Here is a 17,533-nt window from a genome sequence, read left to right on the forward strand (position 1 = left end):
CGATCTTGGCGATGCCGACGCCCGACTCAACCGGAGACCTCATGACCAAATTGAACAGCCAGGCCCAACCGGATCCGGCGGCCGAAGATCCCTTCCTCTGGCTGGAGGGCAGGACTGACCAGCGAGCGCTCGACTGGGTTCATCGCCAGAATGAAATCACTGTCGCCGAATTGCAGGGTGACCCGTCCTACCAGGCAACGTTCCAGACCGCGCTCGACCTGATGACGGCCGAGGATAACATCGCCGTCGGGGCCGCTATCAACGGCCATGTCTATAATTTCTGGCAGGACCGCACGAACGTACTCGGCCTCTGGCGGCGCACCACCGTCGCGTCCTACAAGACCGACAAGCCGGATTGGCAGACGATCATTGACTTCGACAGTCTGGCGGCGGAAGAGGGGGTGAAATGGGTGTTCAGCGGCGCCAGCCGGCTTTACCCCGATTTCAGCCGCTGCCTGCTCAGCCTGTCGCCGGATGGCGGCGATGCCAGCGAGATGCGCGAATTCGATATCGAAAGCAGGTCCTTCGTCGAGGGTGGCTTTCGTGCTCCCGCCTCGAAATCGAACTTCAGCTGGCTGGACGAGGACACGGTCATCGTTTCCGCCGCCTTCGAGGAGGACGACAAGACCCAGTCCGGCTATCCGCGCGTGGTCAAGCTCTGGCGGCGCGGCACGCCACTGGAAGCGGCGATGCCGATCTTCGAGGCGCTGAAGCAGGATCTCGCCGCCGGCGGATCCGTCGAATTCGACGGTGACAGGCGCCACGTCTTCCTGGCCCGGACGCTCGACTTCTTCGCCTCGCACAGTTTCCTGCGGCTGCCTTCTGGCGAGAACCGGCGCATCCCGTTGCCGGACGACGTCACCGATACGGCGCTGTTCAAGGGCCAGCTTGTCTTCGGCGTGCGTACCCCGTGGACGGCGCCGGACGGCACGCTGTGCAAGCCCGACGGGCTCTATTCACTCGATTTCGAGCGCTGGATCGAAACCGGTCTGTTCGGATCCATCGATATCGTGCTCGAGCCGGCGCACCGTGTCTCGATCGCCGGCATCGCCCGCACGCAGGCCCGGCTGTTCATCAATTTGATGGACAATGTGCGCGGCAAGGTCATCGCCGGCGAGCGCAGCGACAGCGGCTGGGAGTTCAAGCCCGTTGCATTGCCCGAAAACGGCAATGTCGGCATCAGCCATGCCGAGCATTTCGGCTCCAGCGTCTCCTTCTCCTTCACCGATTTCCTGACGCCGAGCTCGATCATCTGGTCGGACGATAATGCCGCGGCGCTGGCAACGGTGAAGTCGCAGCCGGCGCGCTTCGATGCGTCGTCCCTGGTCTCCGAACAGTTCGAGGCGCGCTCGAAGGACGGCACGATGATCCCGTACTTCGTCGTCAGGCGGCGCGACCAGGACGGGCCGGTGCCGACATTGCTTTACGGCTATGGCGGCTTCGAAGTGCCGCTGCTGCCCGGCTATGCCGGCGTGCGCGGCAGGCTGTGGCTGGAGAAGGGCAATGCCTATGTGCAGGCCAACATCCGCGGCGGCGGCGAGTTCGGCCCGAACTGGCACCAGGCGGCGCTCAAGGCCAATCGCCAGAATGCATTCGACGATTTCGCAGCGGTGGCGCAAGATCTGGTCAAACGCGGCATCGCCACACCGGCCACGCTGGGCATCCAGGGCGGTTCGAACGGGGGCTTGCTGACTGGCGTCTCGCTGACGCAACGCCCGGAATTGTTCGGCGCGGTGATCATCGACGTGCCGCTGCTCGACATGCTGCGTTACACCGAGCTGCCGCCCGGCGCGTCATGGATGGCCGAGTATGGCGATCCGGCGAAGCCGGAAGAGGCAGCTTGGCTCGCCTCCTATTCGCCCTACCAGCATGTAGACACGGATGCAGCCTATCCGCCGGTACTGCTGACGACCTCGACTGCCGACGACCGCGTCCATCCCGGCCATGCCCGCAAGATGGCGGCGCGGCTGCAGGCGGCGGGCCATGGCAAGACGCTGTTCTTCGAAGAGACCGAGGGCGGGCATGGCGGGCGCGGCGATCGGCGGCCGCAGGCCGCACAGGCGGCGATGAAGTACGTCTTCCTGCAGCGGGCCCTGACTGGCACCAATTGACCGACATCGCTTGACCGGTACGGCTTGAACTGAGGGCTGGAGGCAGCCTAAGGTACATGCATGGCTCGGCTGGCGAAATCGGGGTGCGCATTTGGGGTGGCGGTGACGCCGTCGCCGCGCACGCTTCGCGCCGAGCTGTTGCGGCTGTGCGCCCGTATCGGCTATTCGCCGCCCGCTGTCCTCTAACGAATCCGCCCCGGCGCGAAAGCTGCCGGATTGGTTCAAGAGGAAAGACCAGACATGACCTACCAGAATTATTCGCTGAAGCAGCTTCAGCAGATCGATGCCGCGCATCACCTTCATCCGTTCACCGACCACAAGGAGATGCGCGAGACCGGCTCGCGCATCATCACTCACGCCAACGGTCCGTTCATCTACGATGCCGAAGGGACGGAAATCCTCGACGGCATGGCCGGGCTATGGTGCGTCAATGTCGGCTACGGCCGCGACGAGCTTGCCGACGCCGCCTACGCCCAGATGAAGGAATTGCCCTACTACAACTCCTTCTTCAAATGCTCGACGCCGACGCCGGTTCTGCTGTCGAAAAAGCTGGCGGAGATCGCGCCAAGGCACATCAACCAGGTGTTCTACGGCTCATCCGGTTCGGAGGCCAACGACACGGCGCTGCGCCTCGTCCGCCACTATTGGGTGCTGGAAGGCAGCCCCGAGAAGAACCGCATCATCTCGCGCAAGATGGGCTACCACGGCTCGACCATAGCCGGTGCCTCGCTCGGCGGCATGGATTTGATGCACAACCAGCTCGGCGGCGCCGTGCCCAACATCGTCCACGTGATGATGCCCTATGCGTACGAGCTCGCACTGCCCGGCGAAAGCGACCATGATTTCGGCCTGCGCGCGGCAAAAGCGGTCGAGGACGCGATCCTCGAAGCTGGCGCCGATAAGGTCGCCGCCTTCATCGGCGAGCCGGTGATGGGGGCAGGCGGGGTGAAGATCCCGCCGATGAGCTACTGGCCGGAGGTGCAGCGCATTTGCCGCAAATACGATGTCCTGCTGATGCTGGACGAGGTTATCACCGGCTATGGCCGCACCGGCGAGTGGTTCGCCGCACAAGCCTTCGATGTCGAGCCCGACACCATCACCACGGCCAAGGCGCTGACCTCCGGCTATCAGCCGCTGTCGGCGCTGCTTGTCGGCGACCGCATCGCGGCGACGCTGGTCGAAAAGGGCGGCGAATTCTATCACGGCTACACCTATGCCGGGCATCCGGTGGCCTGCGCGGTGGCACTGAAGAACCTCGAGATCATCGAGCGCGAGGGCCTGGTCGAGCGCGTCAGGAACGACACCGGGCCTTACTTCGCCAGGGCGCTGCAGGAACGTTTCGGTGGGCATGATCTGGTTGGCGAGGTGCGCTCGTTCGGGCTGATGGGGGCGATCGAGATCGTCAAGGACAAGGTGACCAAGGAGCGCTTCCTGCCGGCCGGCAGCGCGGCGGTGATGGTTCGCGACCACGCCCTTGCCCAAGGCATGATGCTGCGCGCCACCGGCGACACGATGATCCTGTCGCCGCCGCTGATCTGGACGCGCGAGACGATCGACATGGCCTGCGACCGCATCGCCAGGGCGCTCGACCTGGCCGAAGCAGATTTGCGCAAGCGGTAAGATGGAACGATCGCCGGGCGTCCGGTAATCGGGCGCCCGGAGTTTGAATGCCGCTTTATGGCGAAGAGTTCGCCAGGCGAGGCTGTTGGCAGTATCGACGACCACGCGTGATCACTGGCCCGCCTTGACACCGATGACGTGCCCCTTCGCGTCAGTGACCAACATCCCTTTCGATTGGTCCAAGATCACAACAATGTTGCCGAAAGGATCGCGGACACGGGCGCACCGCCCGACCGCGATCTCGAATGGCGGTTGCACAGCCTCACCGCCGGCGGCCAAGAATTCCTCAAACGCGTCGTCCACGTTATCGACCAGGATGTCGGTCTCGGGACCGATATGAAGATGGACAACCAGCTCCGCATCGGTTTCAGGCAGCGCAAAGCCGGCGGCTTCATCGTCCCGCCAAACGAGCGCATGACCGAGACGATCCCCATAGAACGATACGGCTGCATCGAGGTCGCTCACCCGCAATAGATGATTATCGAGCTTGCGGAATAATGGTCTTTTTCGAGGCTCGTGCGCCATTGCGGGACCTCAATATGTGAAGAGATTCGTGCGGCCGTATAGCCTCTAATGAAATAGTCTTCGCGACTATGTCTGCAACTGGGTTGCCTTCAAGCTTTCGAGCCCGCTCGGTGGAAATGGTAGCGAGCCGAAATTCATGTGGGGGTCGTGAGCGGAAATTCAAACTGAGACAGCACCGAAGGGCCGCATCAGCGACGCGGCAATCGGAATATAGCTCCGACGACATGGCGAAAACGCAAAAACCGCGCTCCATCGGAACGCGGCTTTGCCAGATACGCATGGTGCTTCGCCAACAATACACTTGCGAAACTTACGGCGAAACTTACGGGCTCCGGTACGCGAGACCTGATCCGGAGCGCCGGGCGGATGTCCGCCTCGCAATCCGTTTTAAACGCACATCGTTACTGCAGGGTTAGCAAGAGCTTAAGCAAACCTAAATTTGCCGACTTTCCGCTTTGGGCAGATCGAAAACTATGAAATTTGACCTTACGCAGGGTCACCGCGCAGGAAATTGATGATGCCGGAAAAATCCGCGCCGGCATTGCCTTGTGCGTTGAACAGCGCATAAAGCTGGGCTGCCTCGGCGCCGAGCGGCGTTGCCGCACCGACGCTCTGTGCGGCCTCCTGCGACAGTTTCAGGTCCTTCAGCATCAGTGCCGCTGCAAACCCGGGCTTATAGCCATTGTTGGCGGGCGATGTCGGCACAGGGCCGGGCACCGGGCAGTAAGTGGTCAGCGACCAGCACTGGCCGGACGAGGTCGAGGCGACGTCGAACAGCGCCTGGTGCGACAGGCAGAGCTTTTCCGCCAGCACGAAGGCCTCGGCAACGCCGATCATCGAAATGCCCAAAATCATGTTGTTGCAGATCTTCGCCGCCTGCCCGGCGCCGTCGTCGCCGCAATGAACGATGCGGCCGGCCATTGGCTTGAGGATCGGTTCGGCCTTGGCGAAGGCGTCCTTCGAACCGCCGGCCATGAAGGTCAGCGTGCCGGCCGCCGCACCGCCCGTCCCGCCGGAGACCGGCGCGTCGATCGTCAGCAATCCGTGCTTGGCCGCGGTGGCATGGGCCTTTCGCGCCGACTCGACGTCGATGGTCGAGGAATCGATGAACAACGCGCCTTTTTTCGCCTTGGCCGCGATGTCTGCGTAAACCGACAGCACATGCTTGCCGGCCGGCAGCATGGTGATGACCGCATCGGCATCCTTTACCGCCGCAACGGCATTGGCCATGATGACGACGCCGTGCTCCCTGGCGATGACGAGGTTTTCCGGCACCAGGTCGAAGCCGTGCACGGCATACCCGGCCTTGACCAGGTTGGCGGCCATCGGATTTCCCATATTGCCGAGGCCGATGAAGGCGATGGTGGTCATAATGGCACTCCGCGGTTTGGGTAAGGCAGGCAGTAGGCAGTAGGCAGTAGGCAGTAGGCAGTAGGCAGTAGGCAGTAGGCGACCTATTCGGGCGCAAGTTTGCTAATAAGTTGGCGAAGCATTTTTCCGATGCCCTCGGTCGCTAACAGTACGTGATAAGCTTGGTCATGCGTGGCAAGGCCAATGCGTTCAGCGATCTGAAGGTGTGTCTCGAACTCCTTCAACGATCCTTGGGCTATCCTGAGAAATTGCTGATAGGAGCCTCTGTTGTCTCGACCATAACCTTCCGCGATGTTTGCAGGAATAGAGGTTGCTGAGCGGCGAATTTGGCTGGTCAACCCATACAATTCTTCTTTTGGCCATGCCTTGGTCAAGGAGTAGGTGGTGACGGCCAGATCCATCGCCTGCTGCCATACGATAAGATCCTTGTACGAATTGATCTTGCCGGTCATCTTCCTGCCTACTGCCTACTGCCTACTGCCTTACCGTCCGATCAGCGCGCGAGCGATGATGACGCGCATGATCTCGTTGGTGCCTTCGAGGATCTGGTGGACGCGCAGGTCCCGTACCAGCTTCTCGATGCCGTAATCGTGCAGATAGCCATAGCCGCCATGCAGCTGCAGGGCGTCATTGGCGACGTTGAAGCCGGTGTCGGTGACGAAGCGCTTGGCCATCGCCGACCATTTTCCGGCATCCGGCGCCTTGCGGTCGAGCTTCGAGGCGGCGGTGTAGAGGAAGATGCGTGCTGCCTGCAATTCGGTCTCCATGTCGGCGAGCTTGAACTGCAGCGCCTGGAACTGGTTGATCTTCGAGCCGAAGGCCTTGCGCTCGGCGGTGTAGGCGAGAGCCTTGTCGAGTGCCGATTGCGCGCCGCCGAGCGAACAGGCGGCGATGTTCAAGCGGCCGCCGTCGAGCCCGGCCATGGCGATGCCGAAGCCGGCGCCTTCTGCCGACAAAAGGTTTTCCGCCGGCACCTTGCAGTCCTCGAAGACGACCTGGCGGGTCGACTGCATGTGCCAGCCCATCTTGTGTTCGTTGGCGCCGAAGGAAAGGCCGGGCGCATCGTTCGACACGACGAAGGTGGAAATGCCTTTCGGCCCGTCGGCGCCGGTGCGCGCCATGACGACATAGAGGTCGCTGTCGCCGGCACCGGAGATGAACTGCTTGGCGCCGTTCAGCACATAGTCACTGCCGCTTTTGACCGCGCGCGTCTTCAGCGCCGCCGCATCCGAGCCCGAGCCCGGCTCGGTCAGGCAGTAGCTTGCCAGCCATTCCATCGAGGTCAGCTTCGGCAGGAAGCGCCGGCGCTGCTCGTCGCTGCCGAAGCGGTCGATCATCGATGCTGCCATGTTGTGGATCGAGATGAAGGCGGAAAACGCCGGATCGGCACGCGAAAGCGCCTCGAAGATCAGCACGGCGTCGAGCCGGCCGAGCCCCGAGCCGCCGACATCGTCGCGGACATAGATGCCGCCAAGGCCGAGCGGGCCGGTCTCGCGGATCACGTCGGCGGGGAAATATTTGTTGCGATCCCAGTCGAGTGCGTTCGGCGCCACACGATCGGCGGCGAAGGCCTCGGCCATCTCTTGGATGGCGCGCTGGTCCTCGTTGAGTTCGAACTGGCTGGTGCCCGCATCGACAGCGGCGTCCATGGCGTGCTCCCTGATGTTTCCGGCCTGCTGGCCTGTCGTTTTTGGCTTTGCGCGCCGTCCAATCTAGACCAATGATGCCGCCGCGCAACCCGACCGTCTGCGCAGCCGCTGTGTGCGAATGCGCTTTGGAGCAAAGTGTGACGACAAATTTCGACGAACTGCTTGGACGCTTCCATGCCTATCTCCAGACGTTCGATGATGCGCTGGTGCGCGACGCCGTGGCCCGAATCGGCTGGGACATGCCAAGCCGGCCGCTCGAACCGCATGCACTGCCTTGTCTCGTCCTGCTCGACCGTATCGTCGAACTCGCTCCCGCTGCGGCCAAGCCGCTGGCGCGGCTGGTTGCGCAGCGTCGCGGCGATCTGCGCTGGGGCCAGACCTATGGCGAAGCGGATTTCGGCAAGATTTTCATCGACAATTACGGCTGGCTGGAGGTATTCGGCACGCGCGGTCATTTCGTCAATGAAGAGGTCGCGGCCGGCCTGCTGATCCTTGGGCCCGACATCGTCTACCCCGATCACCACCATGTCGCGGAGGAGATCTACGTCCCGCTTACCGGCGGCACCGAATGGCGCATGGGCGATGGCGGTTTTCGCCTTCGAGCGGCGGGCGAGGTGATCCACCATGCCTCTGACGTCAGCCACGCCATGCGCACCGGCAAGGAGCCACTGATGGCGCTCTATCTCTGGCGCGGCGGCCCGCTGGCAGCCAAGTCGACGATCACCGGAACCGTTGCGCAGGGCAGGGGCTGATATGGCCAAGGCAATCATGCTGCAGGGCACGGGTTCGGATGTCGGCAAGACGGTGCTCGTCGCCGGTCTTTGCCGCGCGGCGAAGAACCGCGGCTTGAAAGTGCGGCCGTTCAAGCCGCAGAACATGTCGAACAATGCCGCCGTCGCCGATATTCCCGGCGATTCAAGCGGCGGTGAGATCGGCCGCGCGCAATGGCTGCAGGCGATCGCCTGCGGCGTGCCGCCGACCATCCACATGAATCCGGTGCTGCTCAAGCCGCAGACCGATGTCGGCGCTCAAGTTGTCGTGCAGGGCAAGGTGTTCGGCGAGGCGCGGGCGCGCGACTACCAGGCGCTGAAGGGCCGGTTGATGGATGCGGTGCTGGACTCCTGGGCGAAGGTCGGCGAGGGCGCCGATCTGGTCATTGTCGAGGGCGCCGGCTCGCCGGCCGAGATCAATCTCAGGAGCCGAGACATTGCCAATATGGGCTTTGCGACGCGCGCCGGCGTGCCGGTGATCCTGGTCGGCGATATCGATCGCGGCGGTGTCATCGCCTCGGTCGCTGGCACCCATCTGATCCTGCCGGAGGAGGACCGGCGTATGATCGTCGGCTACCTCATCAACAAGTTCCGTGGCGATGTCTCGCTGTTCGATGACGGCATCGAGGCGATCGAAAAATTCACTGGCTGGCGCTGTTTTGGCATCGTGCCGTGGCTGAAGGCGGCGGCGCGGCTGCCGTCGGAGGATTCCGTCGTGCTCGAACGGCTGGCGTCCGGCCAGAGGCGCGCGCTGAAGATCGCCGTGCCGGTGCTCTCGCGCATCGCCAATTTCGACGACCTCGACCCGCTCAAGGCCGAACCGCAGGTCGAGATGGTGTTCGTGCCGCCTGGCCAACGCCTGCCGCAGGATGCAGGGCTGGTGGTCATTCCCGGCTCAAAGTCGACGATCGGCGATCTCGTGAAATTCCGCGAGAATGGCTGGGACCGCGACCTTGCCGCGCACAGGAAACGCGGTGGCCATATCGTCGGTATTTGCGGCGGCTTCCAGATGCTCGGCCATAGCGTGCGCGATCCCTACGGCATCGAGGGCAGCGTTACCGAGACGCAAGGCCTCGGCCTGCTCGACGTCGAAACGGTTATGGAGCCGGAAAAGACGGTGCGCAATGTCAGCGCGCGCTCGGTGCCGTTCGATCTGCCGCTCGAGGGCTACGAAATCCATCTCGGCCGCACCACCGGTTCCGACACGCTGCGGCCATCCGCCGTTATCAACGGCGTCGATGACGGCGCCATCTCCGCCGACGGCAAGGTGTCAGGCACCTACATGCACGGGCTGTTTTCCGCCGACGCCTTCCGGGCGAAATTCCTCGAAAGCCTCGGCGTCAAGGGCGGCGGCATCGACTACCGCGCCGAGGTCGAACGGGCACTGGACGAGATCGCAGCCGAACTGGAAACCCACCTCGACTGCGACGCGATTTTCGGGCTGGCGCGTTAGCTGGCGGCTTCGTCAGCCTTCGGCCAGTAGGTGCCGAACGACCAGACATTGCCTTCCGGATCGCGGCAGATGAATTCGCGGCTGCCATAGTCGCGGTCGGTGAGCTCTTCCAGAATCTCGGCGCCGGCGGTTTTTGCCCGAGCGTATGCCGCGTCGGCGTCAGCGACCGCGACATAGATCGACTTGCCGCCGCCCGAGCCGGGCGCGCCGACCATCTTTCCATAGGCATCGTCGCGGGCCGTGCCGAGCATGATGATCGAGGAGCCGAATGCGAGTTCGGCATGGTGCACCACGTCGCCTTCGCCATAGCGGGTGCGGACGCTGAAGCCGAAGGCCTCGCACAACCAGTCGATCATTTTGCCGGCATTTCTGTAGCGCAGCGCCGGGTAAAGCCGCGGTGCTTCGGTGGTGTTCGGCATGGCTGATCTCCTTCGCTGTGTTGGTCGATCAACCCAGTCTGGGCGAAGGCCGGTCGCGCGTCTTGAAGAAATGTTACCTCACGGCGACAGTCGTCGGCGTGACGCCTGCGAGGTCGCGAAACTCGCGCACCAGATGCGCCTGGTCGGCATAGCCGCAGTCGGCGGCGATGTCGGCCCAATCGCTGTTGGCCTTTCTCGACAGGCAAAGCGCGTGGTTGAAGCGGACGATGCGCGAGAGCGTCTTGGGTCCAACGCCGACCGCGCCCGAAAATTTTCCGGCGAGATGCTTGCGGCTCCAGCCAAGCTTTTCGGCCAGCGTCGAGATGCGGGTCCGACCACTCGTCGAGACGATCGTCTCATAGGCCCAGACAATTTCGGCTTGAGTGCCGTCTGTGGTTGCCAACCGGTCGGCGACGAAGGCCTCGGCGATGGCAAAGCGTGAGCTCCAATCCGGCGCATTGCCAAGCCTTTCGCGAAGCGCGACGCCTCCAACGCCGAGCACGTCATCCAGGCCGACCATGCGATCGGTCAGTTCGCTCATCGGCCGGCCGAAGAAGCGACGAGCGCCGAGCGGGGTGAAATTGATCTGCACACAACAGGCGCCGCCGAAGGATTCGATCACCACCGGCCCGGCGTAGAGGCCGGCGGCAAAACTGGCGAAGCGGTCATTGTCGCCGGGGTCCCTGCCGAGCCCGATGGCAAAGGGTTCGGCAAAGCTGATGACCAGCGGCACGGTCAGCGAGGCATATTCGATGACGCGGAAATGGCCTGGCATGGTTTCGCGAAAGCCGCACATGTCGGTGACGGCGCCTTGAAGCCGATGACTGGGCGCGCGCCGCACCATCTCGAACCGATCGAGCCCTGGGCCGTCGTGGCGGCTGCCGTCTTCGCTGGCGGGCATGTGCTTCCCTCGTCCAGGAATTCTAACAGACCATCCTGCAGAATCAAAAGCGCCCGGCTTTTGGCCGGGCGCTCCGAGTTGCCTGAGATTCTGAATTGTCTGGACGTGTTTAAGCGCCGCGCATCAGGCAGCCGGCGGCCAGCACGATGTAGGCGATGACGACAATCCACGCGGCATTCAAAGGGATAAACGCAAGAACGCCAAGCGCGGCGAGAACGCCGATGATGGCGATGACAAGGGATATGATGAAAATAAGCTGGGTAGGCGCACTGAGATTCATGTCCGGTCCCTCCTCAACATGATTCGTACAGCCGCATAGTATCAGTCGCGCGGTCACACACCAATGAGCGCAGCGGGCTTGCCGGATTGGCCGGCAGTTTTATGGGAGCGGCCAGAACGGTGCCGCGAGTTCGATCACGAAGGGCAATCGCTTCAGACGAATGACAGTTTCCAAATTGTGGCGGAGACCACCAATTGTCGATGTCGCCGCCGCCCCTCATTGCCCTGCCGGGCATTTCTCCCCGTATAGTGACGGGGAGAAAGGGCTGGTCGCAACGTCGGCGCCTTTTCTTGCAGCGTCTGCGATTGGCGAAACCGGTGACGAGAGCGCCCTCTCCCCGTCACTAAACGGGGAGAGGATGCCGGCAGGCAGGTGAGGGGCAGCGCCAACGCCCTAAAGGGGTGAGGAGACGAATTCAAAACCTGAAGCGATTGCCCAGTTCCACCCTTCGCACCCCGTTTGCGCAAAGCCGATTCCGCGCTACCTTCCCGACGAATCGGAAGGGGCTCATGGCGATGGGATTGCTGGACCAGATACGCTCGATCTTCGACGGCGATCCCGGCGTGCGCAAGGTCGCAGACGATCCGGTGCTGTCGGCGGAACTGCTGATGCTGTTCCGCATGATCCTGGCCGACGGATCGGTCAGCGAAAGCGAAATGACAGCCTTCAGGCGTATCTGCCGGGAAGCCTTCGGCATTCCCGAAACCAGCATCGACAGCGTTATCGAATATCTCAACGAGTTCGGCTACGAGACCAACAGCTCGCAGGCCATCGCTCAGTTTCGCGACCTCGACATCGAACGGCGCAAGCTGCTCGCCCGCCATATGGCCGAGATCGCCAAGGCCGATTCGCAACTTGCCGGGAGCGAGATGCAGCTGTTACGCCGCACCCTCGACCTGCTCGAAATCAGCCCTGCCGATGTGGTAAAGTCGTAAGACTGAGCCAGCAGCAGCACGGTGGCGCCCCTGGCCGTGGTGACGCGGGTCAACCAGCGCCGGGTCGGCGAATAAAGGAAGGACGTCTTTACGCCATTGGCATAGGTGATCTCCTTGGTCTGGCCATCGGCCTCGTAGAACGTCGAGGTGATGAAGCCGGAAGCCGAGAGCAGCTTGTTGCCGGCGGTATATTGCAGCGGTGCGGCTGCCGTGCCGAAGTCGAGCTGCACCGGCAGGTACTGGGTGCGCAGCGTCTGGCCGGAGGCATCGCGGACGCTGGTCGTGGTGTGGGTCAGCGTTCCCAGTGTGACGTCCTGGCGGGCGAGTTTGCCAAAGCCGTCATATTCATACTTGTTGGCTTGCGTGGCCGCAGGGTTGGTCGAGGTGGTGAGCTGGCCGATGTTGTAGAAGCCGGCCGCCGCCTGGTCGTAGGTGTTCTGCGTCAGCGTCACCGCACTGCCGCCGGACGCCATTGCCGTCTTCAGGGTCAGCCGGTCCATCTGGTCATAGGCCAAGGTGGTGACGGTGGTGCGCGCATCGGTCTGGCTGGTCAGCCGGTTGGCTCCATCGGTCTGGCTGGCGCCGTCATAGATATAGGACGAGGTGCCGAGGTCAGGATCGGGGGCCGACAGCCGGTATGCGCCCGCAATCTTTTGTTTTAAGTTAAACTATCCACTATTCTGACACCGTCGGCGCCAATTAGTTAATCACCTTCTTCTATAGCATTGTCTACTATTATTATGTTGTCCGCGCCATCATAGACAAAGCTCTCCGGAGAATGGCCGTGCTCAACTACTCTTGATATGAGAATCTCAGATCTGTCAGAGAATATAATGGAAACCCACTGGGAGTCGGTGACAACGTCAATAATATTGATAGACTCCATGTATGCTCGGATAGAGCATGAAATTTTGGTGTTTACTGCGATGGAACCTCTCTCAAGTGCGATCATGATACTGCCGTTTTCGTACTTAATTGATCGAAATTCTTTTCCAATGAGATTTTCCTTTAGGTAGTCCATATGACGTTTACCCTCTCGCGTTCAGTTTGGAATATGTGCGAATTGATGTTCCCTTGAACTCGCCCCCCCGGGAGGTACCAAAAGTGGACCCCGGTGTAAGGGTTCAGAGATTGTCTGGCAGGACTTGAATTGCCCGGGTTTGTCGCGTTCATCATTCTCAGATTCGTCGTTTCCTTGGTCCGGCAGCTTTGCTCCGCGTTGCGTCAAGCGCTTCACTTCGTGCGGCATTCATGCAAGCCCGAATGCCAAGACCAGGAAGCCCATCGCTCCGAACCCGGCGTGGATAACGATCCCGGCCCATGTGCTGCGACGCCGCTGGACGACATAGGGCAGGAGCAAGGTGATCGGCACGAGCGTCAACAGGACTTGCCAGGGGAAGGCAGCGTGGAACAGCAACCACATTATGCCGTTGACCAGCCACGCCCACCCCCCGAAGGCAACCTCTTGCCGCGGCAGTGCGACACCCCGCCAGACAAACTCTTCCCCAGCGATGTTCAGTGCAAAAAACGGCAGCCACGCGCCGAGAATCCAGTACCGCCCAGGACCTAGTGGCTCGAAAGCCATGAACGAGGGATGAAGAGTCTTCCCGTCTTGCAGCATCCGGAGCGCGGCGCCGATGCCCCCGGTCAGCACGCTGACAGCCGCCAGCCCTCCAACAGCCCATAGCCAGTCGCCGCCATTCATAGTGCGAAGCCACAGCCGCGCGCCCCACGGCACCAGCCTTCCTTGACGCCGCTCTCGATGCAATAGCAGGGCAGCCGTGAGAATCAGGGGGCCAAAAAGGATGATGCTTGCGGCCAAGAACCACATCACCACAGTCTCAGCCCCGCTAGCGGAGACAAACGCTGGGACGGCTACCCGCGTGCCCAGGAACAGCAGCAGAGCACCCGCCCCGAACAGCGCAGCAGAGCCGCCCAGGCCCAGTGGAGGAGGCTCAGGCCCTTCGCGCGTTTCAGAACTGTTGGCTGTCAATAGCCGTTCTCCCGCCCGTGCGCCCAACGAATTAGCCGTGCCACGAAGCTGCTCACCCCTGTTCTTGCAGCCGTTTCGCAATTGCCCGATGCAAATCGGGAGCGGCGGCGACCAACGCCTTGGCAGCTTCGGATTGCGGGTGGTCGAGCACTTCGCTCGTCCTGCCGCGCTCGACGATCTTGCCGTCATGCATGACCATCACTTCGTCGGTGATGGCGCGGGCGACGGTCAAATCATGGGTGATGAACAGATAGGCGATGCCGAGCTTCTGGTTGAGCTCGGCAAACAGATCGAGGATCTGGGCGCGGATCGAGACATCGAGCGCCGAGACCGGCTCGTCGGCGACGACCAGCTTCGGTCGCGTGATGATGGCGCGGGCGATCGACAGGCGCTGGCGCTGGCCGCCCGAAAACTCGTGCGGATATTTGTCCATGTCTTTAGGCGACAGGCCGACCTCGTGCAGCGCATGCGCCACCATTTCGCGCCGCGCGGCGGGCGCCGGCTTCTTCTCCAGCACATGCAGCGGCTCGGCCACCAATCTCTCGACCTTCTGGCGTGGGTCGAACGAACCATACGGGTCCTGGAACACGACCTGCATGTCGCGCCGCGCCGGCTTCAGCTCCGCCTCGCTCTTGCCGGTGAGGGTGTCGCCACGGAAGCGGATCGTACCGGCCGTCGGCTTGTCCAGCGCCAGGACCATGCGGGCGAGCGTCGACTTGCCGCAGCCGGAGCGCCCCACGAGCGCCACCGACTGGCCGGGCGCCATCGAGAAGGAGACATCGTCGACGGCGCGGATGGGAGCTGCCGGTTTCAACAGCGATATGCGCCGTCCGCGATAGTCCCGCGTTACGTTCGCTACCTGAAGCAGCGGTTTGGCTGATCCGCTGTCATGCGTGCGGGCTCGCGCCGGCAAATGCATCGAGGCCTGCGCCAGTTGGCGCGTGTAGGGGTGAAGCTGTTCAGATAGCGTGCGGGCCGTGTCGCCGGCCTCCATCACCTCGCCATGGCGCAGGATGGTGATGCGGTCCGCCATCTCCGTCACCACGGCGAGGTCGTGCGAGATGAGCAGAAGACCCATGCGGTTTTCCGCTACGAGGTCGCGCAGAAGGTCGAGGATCTGCGCCTGCAGCACCACGTCGAGCGCGGTCGTCGGCTCGTCGGCAATCAGCAGCTTGGGTTTCAGCGCACAGGCAATGGCAATGACGACGCGTTGGCGCTGGCCGCCGGAGAGTTCGTGCGGATAACGCGACAGCGGGAATTGTGCTGCCGGCAGGCCGACCCGGTCGAGCATTTTTCGCGCCCGTTCCTCGGCGTCGGCGCGGCTTGCCCTGGTGTGCCAGCGAATACCCTCGGCGACCTGCTCGCCGATGGTCTTGACCGGATTGAGCGCCGTCATCGGCTCCTGGAACACCATGCCGATATCGTCGCCGCGCAGCGCGCACATCTGGTCCTCGCTGGCGGCAAGGATGTCGATGCCGTCGAAGGTGATGCGTCCGCTGGTGTGCGCCGCCCAGGGCAGAAGCTGCATGACGGTGAGCGCCGTCATCGACTTGCCGGAGCCGGATTCGCCAACGAGCCCCATCACTTCGCCCGGCGCGACGGAAAGTTCGATGTCTCTGAGGATACGGGTGCTGCCGATGGTCAGCGACAGCTTGTCGATTTCGAGCAGGCTCATCGCTGCCGCCGCGATTTCGGATCGAGAATGTCGGCAATGCCGTCGCCAAGCAGGTTCAGGCCAAGCACGGTGACGACGATCGCCATGCCCGGAAAGATCGCCATCCAGGGCGCCACCACCATGCGGGTCTGGGCGTCGAACAGCATGCGGCCCCAGCTCGGCATCGGCGGCTGGGTGCCCAGCCCGACATAGGAAAGCCCGGCTTCGGCCAATATGCCCAGCGCGAACTGGATGGTGCCTTGCACCAGCAGCAGCGTGGCGATGTTGGGCAGCACATGTTCGATGCTGATCAGCGTCCTGCTTTTGCCGGCGGCGCGGGCGGCGAGGATGAATTCGCGCGGCCAGATCGCCAGGGCGCCGGCCCGGGCGACGCGCGCGAACACCGGGACGTTGAAGATGCCGATGGCGATGATGGCGTTGAACGCGCCCGGCCCGAAGATGGCGGTGATCATGATTGCCGAAAGCAGCGCCGGAAAGGCGAAGACCAGGTCGTTCAGCCGCATCAGCACGTCGTCGGCGATGCCGCCGCGCGCCGCGGCAAAGGCGCCGAGCGGCACGCCGATGCCCATGCCGATGCCGACCGCCACCAGCGCCACGGCGATCGAGTTGCGGGCGCCGACCATGATCATCGACAGGATGTCGCGACCGAAATGGTCGGTGCCGAACCAGTGCGCCAGCGATGGCGCCTGGGTCTTGTCGGAAATGACCAGCCTGGTGACATCGTAAGGCGTCCAGAAGAAGGAGAGGATCGCGACCGCAGCCACCAGCGCGGTGATGACGAAGCCGGCGAGGAACGAACGGTTTTTGAACGCCTTGGCCAGGATGCCGGCAAGGTTCTCGTCGGGGATGTCGATGTGCAGCGTCATTGCCGGCCTCTCAGGCGCGGATCGACCACCGCATAGGAGAGATCGACAACGAAATTGACGACGATGACGGCGGCGACCAGCAGCATGACGACGCTCTCGACCACGATCAAGTCACGCTGGTTGATCGCCTGGAACACCAGCCGGCCGAGGCCGGGCAAGTAGAAGACGTTCTCGATGATGACGGTGCCGGCGAGCAGGAAGGCGAATTGCAGGCCTAGAATGGTGACCACCGGGAGCATGGCGTTGCGCAGTGCGTGCCGCCACAAGACAATACGATAGGGCAGGCCCTTGGCGCGGGCGGTGCGGATGTAGTCCTCGCTCAGCACTTCGATCAGCGCTGAACGGGTGACCCGGGCAAGGATCGCCGCCTGCGGCAGAGCGAGTGCGATTGCCGGCAGGAGCAGCGATTTCAGCGCCGGCCAGACGCCGGCGCTCCAGCCGGGAAAGCCGCCGCCAGGCACCAGCCGCAGCCAGACGGCGAAAAGATAGATCAGCATCAGCGCAAACCAGAAATTGGGCACGGCGACGCCAAGCTGGGCGGCGCCCATAGCGATCGTGTCGCCGGCCCGGCCGCTACGGCTGGCGGAAAACAGCCCGACCGGGATGGCAATGACGGTGGACAGCGCCAGCGCCATCAACGCTAGCGGCAGCGACACGACGAGGCGCTCGCGGACCAGATCGATGACCGGCACCGAATAGGTATAGGAACGGCCGAAATCGAGGCTCAGCAGCCCGCCGGCCCAATGCAGATAGCGCAGCACGACGGGAGCGTTGAGGCCCATCTGGTTGCGCAGCAATTCGATCTGGTCGGCGCTGGCGTTCAGGCCAAGCATCAGCCGTGCCGGGTCGCCGGGAATGATCTCCAGCACGGCAAAGACCACCATCGAGGCCAGAACCAGCGTGACGACGGCGATGGCGAGGCGCTTGAGGAGGTAGGCGGTCATGGACGTTGAGGAACCGCTGTG

At 62.9% G+C, this 17,533-nt stretch carries 16 protein-coding genes; 5 read left to right on the plus strand and 11 right to left on the minus strand.

Going from position 1 to position 17,533, the window contains the following annotated elements; all coding sequences use genetic code 11:
- Positions 1-41 precede the first annotated feature (41 nt).
- A complete protein-coding gene (locus NKH05_RS16310; RefSeq protein WP_352484534.1) occupies positions 42-2,111 on the plus strand; it encodes a prolyl oligopeptidase family serine peptidase in 2,070 nt (689 codons plus the stop codon).
- A gap of 240 nt (positions 2,112-2,351) precedes the next feature.
- Positions 2,352-3,731 (plus strand): aspartate aminotransferase family protein, encoded by a 1,380-nt coding sequence (locus NKH05_RS16315; protein WP_352484535.1) that lies wholly within the window; start codon positions 2,352-2,354, stop codon positions 3,729-3,731.
- A gap of 111 nt (positions 3,732-3,842) precedes the next feature.
- Here the strand turns inward: NKH05_RS16315 and NKH05_RS16320 are convergent, their stop codons facing one another.
- The 4 genes from NKH05_RS16320 to NKH05_RS16335 form a co-directional block, all read right to left on the minus strand.
- Complete coding sequence (locus NKH05_RS16320) at positions 3,843-4,256, minus strand: VOC family protein (protein ID WP_156948098.1); 414 nt, start codon at positions 4,254-4,256, stop codon at positions 3,843-3,845.
- A gap of 486 nt (positions 4,257-4,742) precedes the next feature.
- Complete coding sequence (mmsB, locus tag NKH05_RS16325) at positions 4,743-5,627, minus strand: 3-hydroxyisobutyrate dehydrogenase (protein ID WP_353025749.1); 885 nt, start codon at positions 5,625-5,627, stop codon at positions 4,743-4,745.
- Positions 5,628-5,710: 83 nt separating this feature from the next.
- The gene (locus tag NKH05_RS16330) at positions 5,711-6,079 is read right to left on the minus strand and encodes a four helix bundle protein (protein ID WP_023719958.1); all 369 of its coding nucleotides are present in this window, start codon (positions 6,077-6,079) and stop codon (positions 5,711-5,713) included.
- Between the two features lie 30 nt (positions 6,080-6,109).
- Positions 6,110-7,276, minus strand: a complete 1,167-nt coding sequence (locus tag NKH05_RS16335; protein ID WP_023719959.1) for an isobutyryl-CoA dehydrogenase — start codon at positions 7,274-7,276, stop codon at positions 6,110-6,112.
- 137 nt (positions 7,277-7,413) lie between these two features.
- Between NKH05_RS16335 and NKH05_RS16340 the strand changes: the two genes are divergently transcribed.
- A complete protein-coding gene (locus NKH05_RS16340; RefSeq protein ID WP_352484187.1) occupies positions 7,414-8,028 on the plus strand; it encodes a dimethylsulfonioproprionate lyase family protein in 615 nt (204 codons plus the stop codon).
- A 1-nt stretch (position 8,029) separates the two neighbouring features.
- Entirely contained in the window at positions 8,030-9,499 is a 1,470-nt protein-coding gene (locus NKH05_RS16345; RefSeq protein ID WP_352791995.1) for a cobyric acid synthase, read from the plus strand.
- Here the strand turns inward: NKH05_RS16345 and NKH05_RS16350 are convergent.
- The 3 genes from NKH05_RS16350 to NKH05_RS16360 form a co-directional block, all read right to left on the minus strand.
- Positions 9,496-9,918, minus strand: coding sequence for a VOC family protein (locus NKH05_RS16350; protein ID WP_023719962.1), 423 nt, complete (start codon positions 9,916-9,918; stop codon positions 9,496-9,498). The genes NKH05_RS16345 and NKH05_RS16350 overlap by 4 nt on opposite strands.
- Positions 9,919-9,991: 73 nt before the next feature.
- Positions 9,992-10,819: a helix-turn-helix domain-containing protein gene (locus tag NKH05_RS16355; RefSeq protein ID WP_352791996.1), complete on the minus strand. Its 828-nt coding sequence runs from the start codon at positions 10,817-10,819 to the stop codon at positions 9,992-9,994.
- 109 nt (positions 10,820-10,928) lie between these two features.
- Positions 10,929-11,099 carry a hypothetical protein gene (locus NKH05_RS16360; protein WP_023676480.1) on the minus strand — a complete coding sequence of 57 codons (171 nt, stop codon included), beginning with the start codon at positions 11,097-11,099 and terminating at the stop codon, positions 10,929-10,931.
- 509 nt (positions 11,100-11,608) lie between these two features.
- Here NKH05_RS16360 and NKH05_RS16365 point away from each other — a divergent pair.
- Positions 11,609-12,034 (plus strand): tellurite resistance TerB family protein, encoded by a 426-nt coding sequence (locus tag NKH05_RS16365; protein ID WP_353025751.1) that lies wholly within the window; start codon positions 11,609-11,611, stop codon positions 12,032-12,034.
- Positions 12,035-13,283: 1,249 nt separating this feature from the next.
- Here NKH05_RS16365 and NKH05_RS16375 read toward each other — a convergent pair.
- Genes NKH05_RS16375 through NKH05_RS16390 form a run of 4 tightly spaced genes read right to left on the minus strand, consistent with a single transcriptional unit; the run spans position 13,284 to position 17,512 of the window.
- Positions 13,284-14,027 (minus strand): CPBP family intramembrane glutamic endopeptidase, encoded by a 744-nt coding sequence (locus NKH05_RS16375; RefSeq protein ID WP_353025753.1) that lies wholly within the window; start codon positions 14,025-14,027, stop codon positions 13,284-13,286.
- 52 nt (positions 14,028-14,079) lie between these two features.
- Entirely contained in the window at positions 14,080-15,702 is a 1,623-nt protein-coding gene (locus NKH05_RS16380) for an ABC transporter ATP-binding protein (RefSeq protein ID WP_352908301.1), read from the minus strand.
- Complete coding sequence (locus NKH05_RS16385; RefSeq protein WP_352844342.1) at positions 15,699-16,568, minus strand: ABC transporter permease; 870 nt, start codon at positions 16,566-16,568, stop codon at positions 15,699-15,701. Before NKH05_RS16385 ends, NKH05_RS16380 begins: the two co-directional genes overlap by 4 nt.
- Positions 16,565-17,512: an ABC transporter permease gene (locus NKH05_RS16390; RefSeq protein WP_352495965.1), complete on the minus strand. Its 948-nt coding sequence runs from the start codon at positions 17,510-17,512 to the stop codon at positions 16,565-16,567. The genes NKH05_RS16385 and NKH05_RS16390 overlap by 4 nt, the downstream gene beginning before the upstream one ends.
- Positions 17,513-17,533: the final 21 nt, after the last annotated feature.

This window comes from Mesorhizobium sp. M1399, from assembly GCF_040317735.1.
Classification (GTDB): domain Bacteria; phylum Pseudomonadota; class Alphaproteobacteria; order Rhizobiales; family Rhizobiaceae; genus Mesorhizobium.